We start from the raw sequence: 17,723 nt of genomic DNA, 5'->3' as shown, positions 1-17,723 counted from the left end.
CGGCGTTCATCGCATGATAGGTGAGCACCAATGATAGGTACGAACCTATGATATGCCCATGGATGCGCTGGACCGGACGACACCGCCGACACTGACCGGCCTCACCCCCTACCTGCTGTCCAGGACCGGCAAGGCCGCCCGCGGGGCGCTCGCCGCCCGGCTGGCCGAACAGGGGCTGCGGCTCTGGCACATGGCGGTGCTCGCGGCGCTCGCCGACTTCGGGCCGCACGCCCAGCGGGAGCTGGCCGTGCGGCTGTCCATCGACCCCAGCGACGTCGTGAAGGTGGTCGACGAACTCGCCGGGCCCGGGTACGTCGAGCGCGCCCGCGACCCCGGCGACCGCCGGCGGGTCGTGGTGACCCTCACCCCCGCCGGGCGTACGGCACTGGCCGGGCTCAGCGACCAGGCGGCGGCCGTGCGGGACGCGGTCCTCGCGCCGCTCGACCCGGCCGAGCGGGCCACCCTCCATGCCCTGCTCAGCCGGGTCTTCGCCGGTCTGGACGGGCTCTCGACCCCATAAACTTGCAGTGCTAGTTTATGGGTGCGACGGCGCGGCACGACCGCGGACACCGCCGCAGGCATCACCGCAGAGGACCACGCCACCCGAGGAGCCCCGATGCGCCCCGTCCACTTCGCCGCCGCCCGCCGGACCCCGATCGGGCGCCTGCGTGGCTCGCTGTCCGCCGTGCGCCCGGACGACCTGGCCGCCACCGCCCTGCGCGGCCTGCTGGCCGGCGTACCCGGTCTGGACCCCGCCCGCGTCGACGACGTCTACTGGGGCGCCGCCAACCAGGCCGGCGAGGACAACCGCAACGTGGCGCGGATGGCCGTCCTGCTCGCCGGCCTCCCCGACAGCGTGCCCGGCGCCACCGTCAACCGCCTGTGCGCCTCCGGCATGGAGGCGGTGACCAGTGCCGCCCGCATGATCGCCGCCGGCGAGGCCGACATCGTGGTGGCCGGCGGATCGGAGTCGATGAGCCGCGCGCCCTTCGTGCTGCCCCGCCCCGACGAGGCGCTGCCGCGGGCCATCGAGACGTTCGACACCCGGCTCGGCTGGCGGCTGACCAACCCGCGGATGAGCCAACTGCACGGCGTGCTGTCGATGGGCGAGACGGCCGAGGAGGTCGCCGAACGCCACGGGATCGGCCGCGAGGACCAGGACGCCTTCGCACTGCGCTCGCACCGGCTCGCCGCCGCGGCCCGCAAGGACGGTCTCTTCGACGCCGAGATCCTCCCGGTGACCCGGCCCGACGGTGTGGTGGTCACCGAGGACGAGTGCATCAGGGAGGACACCACGGCCGAGCGGCTGGCCGCGCTGAAGCCGGTGTTCCGGGCAGGCGGAACCGTCACCGCGGGCAACGCCTCTCCGATGAACGACGGTGCCGCCGCGCTGCTGCTGGTCAGCGAGGAGGCCCTGGAGGAGCTCGGGCTGGAGTCCCTCGGCCGGTACGCGGCCGGAGCGAGCGCGGGCGTGCACCCCGACGTGATGGGCCTCGGGCCCGTCCCGGCGACCCGGCGGGTCCTCGCCCGGCTCGGCCGCGACATCGGCTCCGTGGAGGAGGCCGAGTTCAACGAGGCGTTCGCCGCCCAGGCCCTGGCGAGCGTCCGCGAACTGGGCATCGACCCGGAACTGGTCAACCCCACCGGCGGCGCGATCGCCCTCGGCCACCCCCTGGGCTGCTCCGGCGCGCGCATCCTCACCACCCTGCTGCACCGCATGCGCCGCACCGGCGCCCGACGGGGGCTGGCCACCATGTGCGTCGGCGTCGGTCAGGGATCGGCGGTCCTCGTCGACCGCTGACGCCGCCGCCCGGCCGCCCGCGCTACTCCACCTCGATCCCGTGGTCGTGGAGCAGCGCGGTCAGCGCGGCCGGGCCGCCGTAGCCCTTGCCGCCGCTCACGAAGGTCCAGTCGCCCGACGGGCGGCGGCGGAACGAGCCGAGCACCAGGGCCGTCTCGCCCGGGCGGCCGTCGGACACCTCCAGACGGTCCGCCTCCCGGCCGGTGGGGTCGGTCAGCCGGATACGGGCGTTCGTGAAGCCCGTCAGATCGGCGTCCGGGTTCGCCTCCGGGTCGACCGCGGCGACCAGCACCACCCGGTCGGCCTCGGCGGGCAGCCGGTCGAAGTCCACCCAGATCGCGGCCTTGTCCTCGCCCAGCCCCGGCATCATCCGCACGGTGCCGTCCGGCGTGCGCGGGTTGTTGTAGAAGACGAAGCGGTCGTCGTCCAGCGCCCGGCCGCCGCGGCACACCACAGCGCACACGTCCAGCACCACCTCTCCGTCCCACCTGAGCCCGAGCACGCTCGCGTCGGGCTCGTCGTCCGGGCCGGCCGGGGAGGACGCGGCGGGGGAGGCCGTGCGCGGTCCCAGGCGCCCGCGCAGCCCGTGCTGGTGCAGCAGCTCGACCAGATCGGTCCCCGACACCAGGGTCAGCGGTTTGCCGTGCGCGAAGGTGTGGGACGTCGGACCGAACCCCGACGTGGTGATCAGGACGCCCTTGTTGGCGCCGATGCTCTGCACGGTGCCGAAGAGGTCGCGCACGGCGCTCGGCGAGACCGTGTTGCGGTATCGCTTGACCTGCACCACGATCGTGCCGCCGCGGATCGGGTCGGGGTCCAGCGCGTCCACGTCGACGCCGCCGTCGCCGGAACGCACGGTGGTGACCGCCTGCATGCCCATCGCCCGGAACAGCTCGGCGACCAGCTCCTCGAACTCCAGCGGATCCATCGTCAGCAGGTCCGGCTCCTCGTCCCCGCCCTGCGAGGCGACCTGCCGCCCGGCCGCGCCCGGCAGCCGCGCGGGCGCCACCGCCGCCCGTTTGTCCGGCCGCGGTGACAACTGCCCTGCCAGCGCCTGCTCCAGGCAGTCCACCGCGTTCACCTGGGACAGGTTGAGCGCGGTGAAGTCCTGCCGGGTCACCAGCACCGAGGCCAGGAAGACCTGGGTGCGGTGCCCGGTCGCCGGATCGGTCTCGTCCACGAAGCCGTTGAGCGCCACCGACTCCAGCAGCCCGGACGGATCGGCGCCGAACACCTCCCGCAGCACCAGCAGCACGCACTGCGCCAGCACGTCCCGGTAGGCCGCCCGGCGCTCGGCCACCGGCCGCGCCACTTCCTTGTCCCGATCGGCACCGGGCATGTACCGCACCAGGGCGGCCTCCGGGACGATCCCCGGCCCCGGCAGCTCCCAGTTGAGCACCAGCCGCCGCTCCGGCCCCTCGAAGGACGCCGACACCTGCCGCGGCAGACCCTGCGGCCACGCCCGCGAGGCGTACAGGACCGCGGTGATGTACTCCTGTACCGCGTCGGGCTCTCCGCGGCCCACCGCGTCGAGCAACTCCCGTACACCCGCGTTGTGCTGCTGGATCTCCGCCATCCGCCGCGCGGCCCAGTGGCGGTACTGCTCCTGGTAGGCGGCCAGTTGGCGTCTGCGCTGCGCCTCGGCCGCCTCCGCGGCCCGCAGGTCGCTCGCGTACCGCGCCTGCGCGGCCTGCTCCTGCGCCCTGCGGCTGCCCCAACCGGCGGGCTGCCGCGGCATGTACTGCTCCGGCCGGGGCGCCGGTATCGGCTCGGCGAGCGAGCCCGGCGCGAACGGCTCCAGGTCCTCCGGCGTGAACAGGTCCGCGGGCGTCAACGCGGGGACCGCGCATCCCGTACGCAGCAGGTTCGCCAACTCGGCCATCCGGTCGTCGAGTTCACCGCTACGGCGGCGGGCGTCCTCCTCCCGGCGAGCGCGGTACTCCGCCTGCTGCTCGCGGCGGCTGCGGGCCAGGGCGCGCTCGGCCGCGCGCTGCTGCCGCTCCGCCTCCCGCTGCTGCTGCACCCGCGCCCGGTGCTGCGCCTCCGCCTGGCGCTGCTGCTGACGCTGGACCTCCGCCCACGCGGACCCCACCCCGGTCGAACGACGGCTCATGCGCTGGCGGCTTCCTCTCCGTGCGGACGCGGTGGCCCGGCGGCCCCCCGAGGCCCGGAGGTCAGCCGGGCATCCGACCTTATCGCCGGGTGAACGCCCACGTCACGGCGGCAGTTCCAGGTGCCGTGACGCCGGCGGCCGGCCGGCGATCGCTGTCCGTCACTGGCGATCTCTGCCGGCCCCGGCAGGCCCAGACAAAGCCGACCGGTCGCCGCCCCTCGGGACGGCGACCGGTCTCCGGTGCTCCGGCGGCCCGCTCAGCGGGCCTTGCCCGCCCCCCTGCGGCGCAGCACCAGCACCGACAGGCCGGCCGCCACGGCCAGTCCGCCGCCGACGTACCACGCCGTGGCCGAGGCCGACGTACCGCGCGCGGACGCGGGGGAGGCGGGGTGGCCCACCGCGGGCGAGGCGTCGCCGGCCTTCCCGGCCCGGTTCGCCGCCCGCCCGGCCGCCTGGCCCGCGTTCTCGCCCAGCTCCCGGCCGGGCAGCGGCGCGCTGGCCGAGGAGCCCTGCACCGTGGCCGGCTGCATGCTGTTGAGCGTGCCCACCGAGGTGGTCTGGCCGGCCGCCTCGAAGCCCCAGTCGAGCAGCTTCGTCGCCTCGTTGTAGACGGCGTTCGCCACACCGGACTGCGGGTTCATCACCGTGGCGATCAGCGTCCGGCCGTCGCGGCGGGCCGCGGCGATCAGCGTGTTGCCGGCGTTGGTGGTGTAGCCGTTCTTCACCCCGACCAGCCCGGGGTAGGGGGTGACGCCCTTGGCGCCGGTCAGCAGCCGGTTGGTGTTCTGGATGCCGAAGGAGTCGATGTAGTTGCCGTGGGCGTCGTAACCGCCGGGGAAGTCGGCGGACTTGGTGGAGCAGTACTCCGCGAAGTCGGAGTTCTGCAGGCCGGCCCGGGCGAACACGGCCAGATCGTAGGCGGAGGACACCTGCCCGGGCTGGTCGTAGCCGTCGGGGGACACCACATGGGTGTCGTCGGCGCCGAGCATCCTGGCCTTGGCCTGCATCTCGCTGACCGTCTGCGCCACGGAGCCGTTCATGTGCGCGAGGACGTGCACGGCGTCGTTGCCGGATGCCAGGAACACCCCGCGCCACAGGTCGCCGACGGAGTAGGTCTGGCCGGCCTGGATGCCGACGAGGCTGCTGCCCGGGCCGATGTCCGCGAGGTCGGAGTCGGTCACCTTGTGGGTGGTGTCCCGGGAGAAGCGGGGCAGGACGGTGTCGGCGAAGAGCGTCTTCAGAGTCGAGGCGGGTGGCAGTTGCCGGTGGGCGTCCTTGGCCGCCAGCACCTGGCCGGTCGTCGCGTCCGACACCAGCCACGACAGGGCGGACAGGCCGGACGGCACGTCGGGTACCCCGTCGTGGGGGAGGGCGTGCACGCCCGGTTCGGCGAGCAGTGCGCCGCCCCCGGCCATCGCGACGGACGACGACGACCCCTCGGAACCGTGACCGTCGCCGGTGGCGGCGGCCGGTCCCGTGGCGGGAACCAGGGACAGCGCACACAGGCCGCAGGCGGCGGCCAGGGTCGCCGCGGTACGGGGAAGCGGCCTGGTCAGGGCACGGACAGATCGGTGGAAAGGGGGACGGATGGCAGTCATGCGATCACCGTATGAACGCCCCCGCGGGATGGCGCGGTGGCGAGCGCCATCCGGATGAGCCCCGGCTCGGCGAACCGTGACGGGTCGTCGGGGCAAGCCGACACGCCGTCACATCGGCACGGGAAACGCGCCTCCGGGTGCGGGGGCGGAGTGCCCCGCACCCGGGTGAATCCCCGTCAGGCGTCCACCGGCGCGACGGCCGGGTCCTGGGGGCCGGGGGCCGCGTCCCGGGGAGCCGGAGCGGCCTTCATCAGCTCGGCCGAGACCGGGTCCACCACACCCCCGGCGCCCTGGTCCAGCGCCGCCTTCAGATGGCGGACGGCGTCCAGCACGTTGCCCGCGGCGCTCGGGGAGTCGTCCACCTCCATGCGCAGGTCGACCTCCACCGGCGTCCCGCCGAACGCCTCGCCCTGGACGCGGATGAAGGCCACCTTGCGGTCGCCGAGGAACGGGATGAAGTCCGCCCCCACGTGCATCCGCGGCCCCGGGCCGCCGGGCGCCGCGCCCGCCAGCGCCCCCTGCGCCTTGGTGGCCTTCTTGCCGGCCATGCGCTCGGGGTCCTGCATGTTCAGGAAGTCCATGTTGCCGCCGCCCAGCAACTGGTAAGTGCTGTGCAGCGCGACGCCGTTGAGCTGGAGGGCGTCCATGAGCGCCCGGTGCACCAGCGTCGCCCCGAACTGGCTCTTGAGGTCGTCGCCGGCGAGCGGCAGCCCGGCGTCCGCGAAGGCCCGCGCCCACTGCGGCGAGCGCGCGATCACCGCGGGCATGCAGTTGACGAAGCCGCAGCCGGCGAGCAGCGCCGCCCGCGCGTACACCTCGGATGCCGCCTGGCTGCCCACCGGCAGGAAGTTGACCAGCACATGGGTGCCGGACGCGCGCAGCCGCCCGGCGATCTCCTCGGCCGTGGCGTCCCCGCGGGCGTCGAGCCGCCCCGAGGCGCTGCGGCCGACGCCGTCGCCGAGCGCGCCCTCGGTCACCTGGACGTCCAGCCGCGGCACCGCGGCGAAGGCGCGCGCGTTGTTCGGCGGCGCCCAGATCGCCTCGGACAGGTCCCGTCCGGTCTTGCCGGTGTCGACGTCGAACGCGGCGGTGAAACGCACGTCGCCGATCGCGTATCCGGCGCACACCGCCTGCCGCAGTCCCGGGGTGCCCTCCGGCGCGTCCCGGTAGAACTCCACGCCCTGCACCAGAGAGGAGGCGCAGTTGCCGACGCCGACGATGCCGACGTTGACCGTGCCGTGTCCGGTCGTGCCGGCGGCGTCCGGCCCGGTGCCGGCCGCCGGGACGGCCCGGCCGTCCGCGGTGCTGCGGTCCGGCCCGTTCGTCATACGTCCCCCTCGATGTGCAGCAGGAAGTGGTCGAACCGGTGGACGCCGGGGCGTCCGCCGGTCTCGGCGAGCGCCCGGCGCAGGTCGCGGAGCCGTCCGGCGGACATCTGCAACGGCGGCTCGTCGGGCTGGTGGGTGGTGCCGCGCGGGTAGTCGTCCCCCGGCGTGGTCGTCATCTCCACGTGGCAGCCGAGCAGATGGCTCACCGGGTGGCGCTCGCAGAACGCCAGCAGCCGGTCGACGGTCGCGGAGTAGGCCGGCAGGTCGCGGATGTAGAGGTGGCCCGGGTACAGGGTGTCCCCGGTGAACAGCAGACCCGTGCGGCGGTCGTGGAACACGGTCGCGGCCGGCTCGTGGCCCGGCCCGGGGAGCACGTCGACGACCCGGCCGCCGAGGTCCACCTCGGCGCTGCCCTCCGGCCAGGCGGCCAGCCCGTAGAAGTCCCGCACCGCCTCCGGTGACGGGCCGACCACCACGGTGTCCGGCCGGTCCGTGAACTGCCCGTCGCCCGCGATGTGGTCGCCGTGGCCGTGGGTGTGCGCCACCACCAGCCCGTACCCGGGCCGCGGGTGCAGCTCCAGCCAGTCCGTTACCGCCTCGTCGACCACCCGGCGCAGCGGGAAGTACGCGGGGTCCTCGGTCGCGCCGGTGTCGATCAGCAGGGCCCGCTCGGACCCGAACAGCAGGAAGAGGAAGGGCGCTTCGAAGTGCACCGACATGTTCTGCCGCAGGATCAGGGTGCTCTCGTCGAAGGCGTGGACCTGGATCTCGGGCGCCGGATCGTGCTTGGCTGACGGCCAGCCCGCATGCCAGCGCACGTCGAGCCCGGCCGGCTTGAGTGCGGTCATCCGACGACAGTACCGGGTGCTCCTCCGAGCACTTCGGCGAGCAGGCGGTAGGACTCCAGCAGTGCGGCGCGGTCGTAGGTGCTGGTCGTGACCAGGTACTCGTCCGCCGCGCTGCGGGTCAGCAGCGACTCCAGCGCCTTCGCCACGTCCTCCGGGGTGCCGTGCACATGCCCCTCCATCGCCGCCTCGAAGCGCTCCCGCTCGGGCCCGCTCATGGTGCGGGCGGCGATCGCCTCCGCGGGCGCGAGCGCGGGGAAGACGCCGCGGGTGCGCGAGTAGGCGGTCGACCACGCCTCCGGCACCAGCAGTCGCCGGGCCTCCTCGCCGGTCGCCGCGACGGCGACGGTTCCGGACAGCACCACGTACGGCTCGGCGCACCACGCGGAGGGCCGGAAGGTCTCCCGGTAGCGGTCGACGGCCCGCAGCACCGCGTCCTCGCCGCGGCCGCCGATCACCAGCGGCAGGCCGTGCGCGGCCGCCAGCTCCGCGCCGCTGCCGACGGCCAGCAGGAACGGCTGCGGCCGCAGCCCCTCGGCCGGCCAGGCGTGGACCTGGGGATACGCGTCCTGGGCGCCGGTGAACCAGCCCAGCAGCTCCGTGAGCCGCTTGCCGAACTCCGCCGCCTCCTCCTTGCCGGCGCCCAGCGCCTTCCTGATCCCGCCCGTGAAGCCGACCGAGCGGCCCAGGCCCATGTCGATGCGGCCGGGGTGGAGCGACTCCAGGACGCCGAACTGCTCGGCGACCACCAGCGGCCGGTGGTTGGGCAGCATCACCCCGCCGGTGCCCACCCGGATCCGCGAGGTGACGGCGGCCACCGCCGCGGCCAGCACGGTCGGCGCCGAGCCCGCGACGCCCGGGACGCTGTGGTGCTCGGAGACCCAGAACCGGTGGTAGCCCAGTGCCTCGATCTCCCGGGCGAAGGCCACGGTGTCACGCAGCGCCTGCGGCCCGCCCGGCTGCGGCCCCCGGGCCTCCCGCCGCCCCCGCGGACCGGGGTCCGCGCCGCCGCCCGGCATCTCGCGGGTGCGGGACCGGTCCAGTACGGAGAACGGGGTGTCGCGCAGTACGGAGCTCACCTCCTGGTCAACACCGGCCGCACTCGCTCATTCCCCGTCACCGTCCGTACGCAAGGGAGCACTCTTGTGGCAGGAGAGGGGGCAGGCCTATCTTTGGCGCGCCCGGCACACGGGTGTTCGGCAGCCCCACTGACCAAGGGGCCGGTCCTGGAGAGGACGCGCAATCATGCCCTTACGCGGACGCCACCGCCGTTACCGTCCCAGCCGGGTGTCGCAGGCATCGCTGACCGTCACCGCGAGCGGTGCGGGACTGGCCCTGCCGCTCGTCGGCCTCAGCACCGCGCACGCCGCCTCGCCGGGTGTGTGGGACAAGGTCGCCACCTGCGAGTCCTCCGGGAACTGGCAGATCAACACCGGCAACGGCTTCTACGGCGGACTGCAGTTCGCGAGCAGCACCTGGAAGTCCTTCGGCGGCAGCGCATACGCCCCGCGTGCCGACCTCGCCACCCGGAACCAGCAGATCGCGGTCGCCGAGCGCGTGCTGCGCAGCCAGGGCCCCGGCGCCTGGCCGGTGTGCTCGCTGCGGGCCGGGCTGACCAGGGAGGCCGCCACCTCCTCGCACACGGTGCAGGTGGCGACCGGCACCGCGCGTCCCGCCACGCACCACGCGTCCAGGACGACGGCGAGGACCACACATCCCGCGCCCGCCCACCCGGCGTCGGCGCATCCGGGGGAGAACGGCCACTACACCGTCGTGACGGGCGACACCCTGTCCGGCATCGCGGAACAGCGTCATGTCTCCGGCGGCTGGCCGCAGTTGTACGCCGACAACCGGACGGTCGTCGGCGACGACCCGGACCTCATCTTCCCCGGTCAGCGCCTGAGGGTGCCCGGGGCGGAGGCCAAGCCGCTGCCCGCGGAGTCCGCGGGCGTGACCGCGCCGCACCGGACGCCGCCGAAGAAGGGCGCCCCGCCCAGGACCACGCCGAAGCCTGCGGCGCACCCGGCGGCCAAGCCCAAGCCGGCGGCGGCCAGGCCCGCGGCGAAGCCCGGCGGGGCGCACACCCAGGAGCAGCACACCGCCCCCGTGCGTAGCGGGTACACGCTCCCCGTCTCCCACGCGCCGATCGGTACGGCGTACCACGCCTCCGGCAGCCACTGGGCGAGCGGCTACCACACCGGGGTGGACTTCCTGGTCTCCACCGGCACCGCCGTCCACGCGGTCGCCGCCGGCCGGGTCGTCACCGCGGGCTGGGGCGGGTCGTACGGGTACCAGATCGTCATCCGCCACGCCGACGGCCGCTACAGCCAGTACGCCCACCTCTCGCAGATCTCGGTGAAGGCCGGCCAGCAGGTCAACGAGGGCCAGCGGATAGCGCGTTCCGGCGCCACCGGCAACGTGACCGGACCGCACCTGCACTTCGAGATCAGGACCGGTCCGGAGTACGGCGACGACATCGACCCGCTGCGCTACCTGCGCGCGCACGGCGTGTCGGTCTGAACGGCGCCGGCCGGGGGCCGCACCCACCAGCGGTGCGGCCCCCGGCGACGGCGCGGCGTGGGCCCCCCGCTACGGGCGCTGCGGCGGCACGTTGTCCTGGACGCGCTTGGGGTCGGTGATCGCGACGGGCGCGAGCGCCTCGTCGATCGCCGCCATCACGTCCGCACCCAGCCGTACGCCCGCGGCCTTGGCGTTCTCCGCGACCTGCTCGGGACGGGAGGCGCCGACGATCGCGGCGGACACGTTCGGGTTCTGCAGCACCCAGGCGACCGCGAGCTGAGCCATGCTCAGACCCGCGTCGGCGGCCAGCGGCTCCAGCAGCTGCACCCGCTCCAGCACCTCGTCGCCCATGTAGCGGCCGATCATGGAGGCGCCGCCCTTGTCGTCGGTGGCGCGCGAACCGGCCGGCGGCTCCTGCCCGGGACGGTACTTGCCGGTCAGCACGCCCTGTGCGATCGGCGAGAACACGACCTGCCCGATGCCGAGCTCCTCGCAGGCCGGGACGACCTCGCCCTCGATGATCCGCCACAGCGCCGAGTACTGCGGCTGGTTGGAGACCAGCGGGATGCGCAGCTCGCGGGCCAGCGCGTGGGCCCGGCGGATCTGGTCGGCGGTCCACTCGGAGACGCCGATGTAATGCGCCTTGCCGGAGTGCACGATGTCGGCGAACGCCTCCATCGTCTCCTCCAGCGGCGTGAACCGGTCGAACCGGTGGGCCTGGTACAGGTCGACGTAGTCGGTCTGCAGTCGGCGCAGGGAGTTGTCGATCGACTCCCTCAGGTGCTTGCGGGACAGGCCGCGGTCGTTGTGGCCGGGGCCGGTCGGCCAGAACACCTTGGTGAAGATCTCCAGTCCCTCGCGGCGCTCGCCCTTCAGGGCCCGGCCGAGGACCGACTCGGCACGGGTCTGGGCGTAGACGTCGGCCGTGTCGAAGGTGGTGATCCCGGCGTCCAGGGCCGCGCGGACGCACGCCGTCGCCGCGTCCTCCTCCACCTGGGAGCCGTGGGTGAGCCAGTTGCCGTAGGCGATCTCGCTGATGATCAGGCCGCTGCGGCCGAGGTGACGGTATTCCATGATGCCCGACTGTAGATCGTCCTTCCGCGGGCCTGCCAGGTGCACCCCTCCCGGGCAGCGCCGACGCGCCCCGAGGCGGCCTCAGCGGTTGGCGGGGGTGGTGAGCAGATACGCCTCGCCGGCCCGCGTGCGGTGCCGGGTGGACTGCCAGCCGCGGGCGGCGAGCACCTCGGCGCACCGGTCGAGGAGCTCCGCGCCCCGGCCGGCGGCCCCCGGGGACGGGCCGGAGGACGGCCCGGGGGACGGCCCGGGGGACCAGGCGACCTCAGCGGCCCCGGGATGCGGGGAGGCGGCCACCCGGTAGCCCGGCACACCGGCGCTGCCCGCGGAGGCCGGACGGCCCGGCGGACAGCCCGCCGCCTCCAGCGCCAACGCCACGGCGTGCACGACGCGTTCGCGCTCCCATGGCGCGGGCACTGCCGTCCGGCCGTCCAGCAGCACCGCGCGGATCTGCAGCAGGCCCTCCCAGGCGGCGGCGACCTCGGCGGCGCGCCGCCCGGGATCGGCGGGCGGCAGCATGCCCGAGCCGTCGTCCGCGGTGAACGAGCCGGACGCCGGGGCGGGCGCGGCCGGCTCCGCGGGCTGTTGCGCCGACGTGCCGGGGGACTGCTCCAGTTCCTCGCGCAGCCGTCGCCCCGCGGTGGTCAGGTAGTAACTGTGGTGGCCGCCACGGCCGTGCGGCACGGCGAGCCCGGCCGCGACCAGCGCCGCGCACACCGCCGGGGGCGCCTGCACCCGGCCGGTCGCCGGATCCGACCCGCACACCGCCCTGCGTCCCGCAGCCCCCAACCCCTTGCCCATGACTCCGACTGTAGGCGCAGCCACTGACGGTGCCGTCCGCCGCCGGGTCGCAGGGTCGCTGGGTCGCAGCTGCGCCGGGTCGTCGCGGGTCGGGCTGCCGGCGCCGCGGCAGGGGGCGGACCGCGGGCGGCGGTACGTCCGTGCGGGGTGGGACCGTGTGCGCCGCGTACCGCCCGCGTCCGGCCGCCCGCACCGCACGGTGCGCGGGTGTCTGGGAAATGCCGGGGAAAGAAGCGGGTGCGCGGGGGCGGCCGGGCGGGCCGCCTAGGATCGGGGGATGGATCTTCGAAGGGCGCTGCGCCGGCCGCGATGGACGAGGCGGGCCGCCGTGGCGGGTGTGCTCGCCCTGCTCGTGGCCGGCGGGGGAGCGTTCGCCGTGGGCAGCGCGGCCGCCGGCGGCGGCCCGGCGGTGCACCGCAGCGACGCCATGCTGTCCGGCGCCGGGGGAGTGCGCCTGGACACCTCGTACTTCACGGCCGGCGGTCCCGGCCGCCGGCCCGCCGTGCTGCTCGGCCACGGATTCGGCGGCAGCAAGGACGAGGTCCGCGGCCAGGCCGAGGCGCTGGCCCGGCACGGGTACGCGGTGCTCACCTGGTCGGCCCGCGGGTTCGGCCGCTCCGGCGGCCGGATCGGGCTGAACGCGCCCGACGGCGAGGTCGGCGACGTGCGCAAGCTCGTCGACTGGCTCGCCACCCGCCCCGAGGTCCGCCTGGACGCGCCCGGCGACCCGCGGGTCGGCATCACCGGCGTGTCGTACGGAGGCGCGATCTCGCTGCTCGCCGCCGGCTACGACCACCGCATCGACGCGATCGCGCCCCGCGAGACGTACTGGAACCTCAGCGACGCGCTGTTCCCCGGCGACGTCTACAAGAAGCTGTGGGCCGGCATCTTCTTCTCCAGCGGGTCCACGCCGCTCTCCGGCGGGCTCGGGACGTCGCCCGGCACGTCCGGGACGCAGTCGCCGGCCGGCACCGGACCCCAGCCCGGCGTCGCGGCGTCGGGGGCGGCGCCCGGCGGGATCGGGTCCGCGTCCGCACCCGCGGCCGACCCGGTCTGCGGCCGTTTCACGGCGTCGATCTGCGCCCTGTACAAGCGCGTCGCCGAGGCCGGCCGGCCCGACGCGGCCGCGGAGGCCCAGCTCGCCGCGCTCAGCCCGTCGGCGGTGGCCGCCCGCATCAAGGTGCCGGCGCTCATCGTGCAGGGCCAGACCGACTCGCTGTTCACCCTCGGCCAGGCCGACGCGATGGCCGAGGCGCTGCGGGCCAACGGCGCCCCGGTGAAGGTCGACTGGATCGCCGGCGGTCACGACGGCGGCGACACCGAGGACAGCCGGGTCGACGGGCGGGTCACCGCCTGGTTCGACCACTACCTCAAGGGCGAGACCGCCACCGGCACCGGGCCGGCGTTCCGCGTCACCCGTACCGGCGGCCTGAACTCCACCGACGGCAGCGTGGTGCTGCGCGGCGCGAGCGGCACCGCCTACCCGGGTCTGAACGGCACGGCCACCCGCCGCTACACGCTGACCGGCGGGCAGCAGCGGATCACCAGTCCGGCGGGCGGCGCGCCGCCGTCGATCTCCGCGGTGCCCGGCGCCGGCGCCCTCAGCCAGCTCTCGCAACTGGGCGCCGGCCTCTCCCTCGACTTCCCCGGCCAGTTCGCCGCCTTCGACTCGGCCGAGCTGAGCCGCCCGGTCACCGTGACCGGCGCCTCCTCGGTGTCGGTCACGGTGGCCACCACCGCGCCGGACGCGGTGCTGTTCGCGAAGCTGTACGACGTGGCCCGCGGCGGCAAGGAGTCGCTGCCGGAGTCGCTGGCCACGCCGCTGCGCGTCGCGGGTTCGCCAAAGGGCACGACGGTCCGGATCCGGCTCCCCCCCGTCGACCACCAGTTCGCGGCCGGGCACCGGCTGCGGCTGGTGCTGTCCACCACCGACCTGGGCTACGCCTCCCCGGCCGCCCCCTCCGTGCTGACCGTCTCGCTCGCCGACCCGCGTCTGGTGGTGCCGACCGACCCCGGACTGACCGCCGACGCGAACGCGCTGCCGTGGTGGGTCTGGGCGCTGCCGCCGCTGGCCCTCGCGATCGCCGTCGCCCTGCTGCTGACCGGCCGCCGCCGCGTCCGGCCGCGGCCCGCCGACCCGGCGCTGGCGACGGTGCCGCTGCAGATCACCGGTCTCAGCAAGCGGTACGCGAAGTCGGCCGACCGGTACGCGGTGCGCGACCTGTCGTTCCGCGTCGAACCCGGCCAGGTGCTCGGCCTGCTCGGGCCCAACGGCGCCGGCAAGACCACCACGCTGCGGATGCTGATGGGCCTGATCCGGCCGGACGAGGGCGAGATCCGCGTCTTCGGCGAGGCCGTGCGGCCCGGGGCGCCCGTGCTGTCGCGGGTCGGCGCCTTCGTCGAGGGCGCCGGTTTCCTGCCGCACCTGACCGGGCGCGCCAACCTCGACCTGTACTGGCAGGCCACCGGACGCCCCGCGGAGCACGCGCACCTGGCGGAGGCGCTGGAGATCGCCGGACTCGGCGACGCCCTGGACCGCGCGGTGCGCACCTACTCGCAGGGCATGCGGCAGCGCCTGGCCATCGCGCAGGCCATGCTGGGCCTGCCGGACCTGCTGATCCTCGACGAGCCCACCAACGGTCTCGACCCGCCGCAGATCCGTGAGATGCGCGAGGTGATGATCCGTTACGCCGGCTCCGGCCGCACCGTGATCGTCTCCAGCCATCTGCTCGCCGAGGTGGAGCAGAGCTGCACCCACCTGGTGGTGATGGACCGCGGACGGCTCGTCACCGCCGGTCCGGTCGCCGCCATCGTGGGCTCCGCCGACACCGTGCTCGTCGGGGTCGACGGCGAGGTGCCGCAGTCGGTGGTGGACAAGGTCGCGGCGCTGCCGGGCGTGGCGACGGTCGTCCGCGAGGAGGACGGCCTGCTGGCCGTGCTCGACGGGATGACCGCGTCCCGGCTGGTCGCCGAACTCGTCCGGCTCGACATCCCGGTGGCCCAGGTCGGGCCGCACCGCCGCCTCGAGGACGCCTTCCTCACGCTGATCGGAGGCTCGGCATGAGCACCGCACCCGCCGCGTCCGTGCCCGCACCGGCCCCGGCTCCCTCCGGCCCCGGCGGCGCCACCGCGCCCGGCTACCGGCCCGGGCGGACGCTGCGGCTGCGGGTGGAGGCGCGCCGCCAGTTGCGCCGCCGCCGCACGATGATCGTGGCCGCCCTGCTGGCCGCGCTGCCGTTCATCCTCATCGCTGCCTTCGCGATCGGCGGGACGCCGGACGGCGAGGGCCGCAACGGCCCGACGCTGATGGACACGGCCACCGCTTCCGGCGCCAACTTCGCGGCCACCTGCCTGTTCGTCTCCGCCGGGTTCGTGCTGGTGGTGCCGGTCGCCCTGTTCTGCGGGGACACCGTCGCCTCCGAGGCCGGCTGGTCGAGCCTGCGCTACCTGCTGGCCGCTCCCGTGCCGCGGGCGCGGCTGCTGGGCGTCAAGCTGGCGGTGGCGCTGGGATTCTCCGCGGTGGCCATCGTGCTGCTGCCGGCCGTCGCGCTGGTGGCGGGGACCGTCGCCTACGGTTGGGGCGACCTGGAACTGCCCACCGGCGGCGCGCTGTCCTCGGGCAGCGCGCTGCCCCGGCTGGCGATCGCGGTCGCCTACATCTTCGTCAGCCAACTGGTCACCGCCGCGCTGGCCTTCTGGCTGTCGACGGTCACCGACGCCCCGCTCGGCGCGGTCGGCGGCGCCGTGGGCCTGACCATCGTGGGCAACGTGCTGGACGCGGTGACCGCGCTCGGCTCGTGGCGGGACGTGCTGCCCGCGCACTGGCAGTTCTCCTGGGCCGACGCGCTGCAGCCCAGCATGGAGTGGACGGGGATGCTGCAGGGCACCTCGGTGTCGGTGTCGTACGCCGTGGTGCTGGCGGCTCTGGCGTTCCGCGGCTTCCGGACCAAGGACATCGTGTCCTGAGCGTGGTCTCGCGGGCGGGGTCTCCTGAAGGGACCGGGTGCGATCCCGGGGATCCGGCGTAAGGCCAACCCTTGTCCATCCCCTGTCGGCCCATTTTCTGACGAGGAGTGAGCAAAGATTTCGGCCGTTCGGGTAAAGCGCGGGGTAGTAAACGGCGAATTCGCTTGTTCTGCGCATGATCTGCAGATGTGATCATCGCAGCCGCCTGTTGTGCGGTCGCACCACCCACCGGAGAGCACCACTCAAGGAGGGTCCATGCGCAGAACTCGCCCGCGGCCTCGTGTCGTGGCCGCCGCGGCCGGGGCCACCGCCCTCACCGCCGCCGCGCTGATCGCCGCGCCGATCAGTGGCGCGGCCACCGCCGCCGGCCACCCCGGGGCCGCCGTGAAGGTGCTGCCCGCGGTGGCCGGGCACCACTTGATCAAGGGCGCCGGCAGCCCGCTGACCATCGCGCAGTGCCAGGCGAAGTGGGGCATCAACTGCTACACGCCCCTGCAGTACCGGCAGGCGTACGACCTGAAGCCGCTCTACCGCGCCGGCGTGACCGGCAAGGGCCGCACGATCGTGATCGTGGACTCGTTCGGCTCGCCGACGATCCAGCACGACCTGGACGTCTACAGCGCGCAGTTCGGCATGGCCAGCACCCACGTCCAGGTGGTCAAGTGGGGCGACGTCCCGCCGTTCGACCCGACCAACCCCGACCACACCGGATGGGCCGGTGAGACCACGCTCGACGTGGAGATGGCCCACGCGATGGCGCCCGACGCGCACATCGTGCTGGTGGAGACGGGCGTGGCCGAGACCGAGGGCGTCACCGGCCTGCCGGAGATGATGGACGCCGAGAAGTACATGGTCGACCACGGCACGGGCGACGTCATCACGCAGAGCTTCGGCGCGACGGAGAACACCTTCCCGGGCTTCGGCCAGGGGGACTTCTCCAGCATCCAGAACCTGCGGTACGCGTTCAAGGACGCGCAGCGGCACGGCGTGACCGTGCTGGCGTCCTCGGGCGACGGCGGGGCGACGGACGCCATGGCGGACGGCAGCACCGACTACCCGTACCCGGTGAACTCCTGGCCGTCGTCCGACCCGCTGGTCACCTCCATCGGCGGCACCCAGCTCCACCTGGACGACGCGGGCAACCGCCTGGCGCCGGACAGCGTGTACAACGACTACGGCGCCGGCGGCGGCGGCCAGTCGCACGTCTTCTCCCGGCCGTTGTACCAGAACGGCGTCCGGCAGGTCGTGGGCGAGCGGCGCGGTACCCCCGACATCTCGATGTCGGCGGCGGTGGACGGCGGCGCCTGGGTGTACTCCAGCTTCGACCCGACCGCGGTCGGCTGGGACGTCTACGGCGGCACCAGCGAGGCCAGTCCGCTGTTCTCGGGCATCGTCGCCCTGGCCGACCAGCTCGCCGGCCACCGGGTCGGCGACATCCACCAGGCCCTCTACGCGCTGGCCAAGGGCAGCCCGAAGTTCAGCGGCATCGTGGACGTCGCGGACGGCACGAACAACAGCTACGACGGCGTCACCGGTTACACCGCGGTGAAGGGGTACGACATGGCGACCGGTGTCGGCACGCTGGACGCCGCGCGTTTCGTCCCCGCCCTGGCGCTGACGAGTCGGCGGCACTGATCACCTGACCGCCCGTCAGGACCGGGCGGTCACCGGCCGGCC

General features: G+C 74.5%; 13 protein-coding genes. 6 read left to right on the top strand and 7 right to left on the bottom strand.

Annotated elements, in window-relative coordinates; genetic code table 11:
* The first annotated feature begins 58 nt into the window (after positions 1-58).
* Together K7862_RS14265 and K7862_RS14260 are read left to right on the top strand one after the other, a co-directional pair.
* A complete protein-coding gene (locus K7862_RS14265; protein ID WP_222962935.1) occupies positions 59-520 on the top strand; it encodes a MarR family winged helix-turn-helix transcriptional regulator in 462 nt (153 codons plus the stop codon).
* A 96-nt stretch (positions 521-616) separates the two neighbouring features.
* Positions 617-1,801: an acetyl-CoA C-acyltransferase gene (locus tag K7862_RS14260; RefSeq protein ID WP_222962934.1), complete on the top strand. Its 1,185-nt coding sequence runs from the start codon at positions 617-619 to the stop codon at positions 1,799-1,801.
* A 22-nt stretch (positions 1,802-1,823) separates the two neighbouring features.
* Here K7862_RS14260 and K7862_RS14255 read toward each other — a convergent pair whose 3' ends face one another.
* From K7862_RS14255 to K7862_RS14235, 5 genes are all read right to left on the bottom strand, one after another.
* Positions 1,824-3,914 (bottom strand): restriction endonuclease, encoded by a 2,091-nt coding sequence (locus K7862_RS14255; protein ID WP_222962933.1) that lies wholly within the window; start codon positions 3,912-3,914, stop codon positions 1,824-1,826.
* Positions 3,915-4,171: 257 nt separating this feature from the next.
* Positions 4,172-5,512, bottom strand: coding sequence for a D-alanyl-D-alanine carboxypeptidase family protein (locus tag K7862_RS14250; protein ID WP_222962932.1), 1,341 nt, complete (start codon positions 5,510-5,512; stop codon positions 4,172-4,174).
* A 176-nt stretch (positions 5,513-5,688) separates the two neighbouring features.
* Complete coding sequence (locus K7862_RS14245; RefSeq protein WP_222962931.1) at positions 5,689-6,840, bottom strand: inositol-3-phosphate synthase; 1,152 nt, start codon at positions 6,838-6,840, stop codon at positions 5,689-5,691.
* The gene (locus tag K7862_RS14240) at positions 6,837-7,688 is read right to left on the bottom strand and encodes an MBL fold metallo-hydrolase (RefSeq protein WP_222962930.1); all 852 of its coding nucleotides are present in this window, start codon (positions 7,686-7,688) and stop codon (positions 6,837-6,839) included. The genes K7862_RS14245 and K7862_RS14240 overlap by 4 nt, the downstream gene beginning before the upstream one ends.
* Entirely contained in the window at positions 7,685-8,764 is a 1,080-nt protein-coding gene (locus K7862_RS14235; protein WP_308011981.1) for an LLM class flavin-dependent oxidoreductase, read from the bottom strand. The genes K7862_RS14240 and K7862_RS14235 overlap by 4 nt, the downstream gene beginning before the upstream one ends.
* 166 nt (positions 8,765-8,930) lie before the next feature.
* Between K7862_RS14235 and K7862_RS14230 the strand changes: the two genes are divergently transcribed.
* Positions 8,931-10,205 (top strand): transglycosylase family protein, encoded by a 1,275-nt coding sequence (locus K7862_RS14230; RefSeq protein WP_222962929.1) that lies wholly within the window; start codon positions 8,931-8,933, stop codon positions 10,203-10,205.
* A gap of 69 nt (positions 10,206-10,274) precedes the next feature.
* On the opposite strand, the gene K7862_RS14225 is transcribed toward K7862_RS14230, so the two are convergent.
* Both K7862_RS14225 and K7862_RS14220 read right to left on the bottom strand, forming a co-directional pair.
* Positions 10,275-11,279, bottom strand: a complete 1,005-nt coding sequence (locus tag K7862_RS14225) for an aldo/keto reductase family protein (protein ID WP_222962928.1) — start codon at positions 11,277-11,279, stop codon at positions 10,275-10,277.
* Positions 11,280-11,360: 81 nt separating this feature from the next.
* Positions 11,361-12,080, bottom strand: coding sequence for a hypothetical protein (locus tag K7862_RS14220; RefSeq protein WP_222962927.1), 720 nt, complete (start codon positions 12,078-12,080; stop codon positions 11,361-11,363).
* Positions 12,081-12,357: 277 nt separating this feature from the next.
* Between K7862_RS14220 and K7862_RS14215 the strand changes: the two genes are divergently transcribed.
* The 3 genes from K7862_RS14215 to K7862_RS14205 all read left to right on the top strand — a co-directional run bounded on the left by K7862_RS14215 (position 12,358) and on the right by K7862_RS14205 (position 17,681).
* Positions 12,358-15,144, top strand: a complete 2,787-nt coding sequence (locus K7862_RS14215) for an alpha/beta fold hydrolase (RefSeq protein ID WP_222962926.1) — start codon at positions 12,358-12,360, stop codon at positions 15,142-15,144.
* The gene (locus K7862_RS14210) at positions 15,141-16,046 is read left to right on the top strand and encodes an ABC transporter permease (RefSeq protein WP_222962925.1); all 906 of its coding nucleotides are present in this window, start codon (positions 15,141-15,143) and stop codon (positions 16,044-16,046) included. Before K7862_RS14215 ends, K7862_RS14210 begins: the two co-directional genes overlap by 4 nt.
* 255 nt (positions 16,047-16,301) lie before the next feature.
* Positions 16,302-17,681: a S53 family peptidase gene (locus tag K7862_RS14205; RefSeq protein ID WP_222962924.1), complete on the top strand. Its 1,380-nt coding sequence runs from the start codon at positions 16,302-16,304 to the stop codon at positions 17,679-17,681.
* Positions 17,682-17,723 lie beyond the last annotated feature (42 nt).

This window comes from Actinacidiphila acidipaludis (assembly GCF_019890725.1).
Classification (GTDB): domain Bacteria; phylum Actinomycetota; class Actinomycetes; order Streptomycetales; family Streptomycetaceae; genus Actinacidiphila; species Actinacidiphila acidipaludis.
This window is presented reverse-complemented; position numbering and strand designations above follow the sequence as displayed.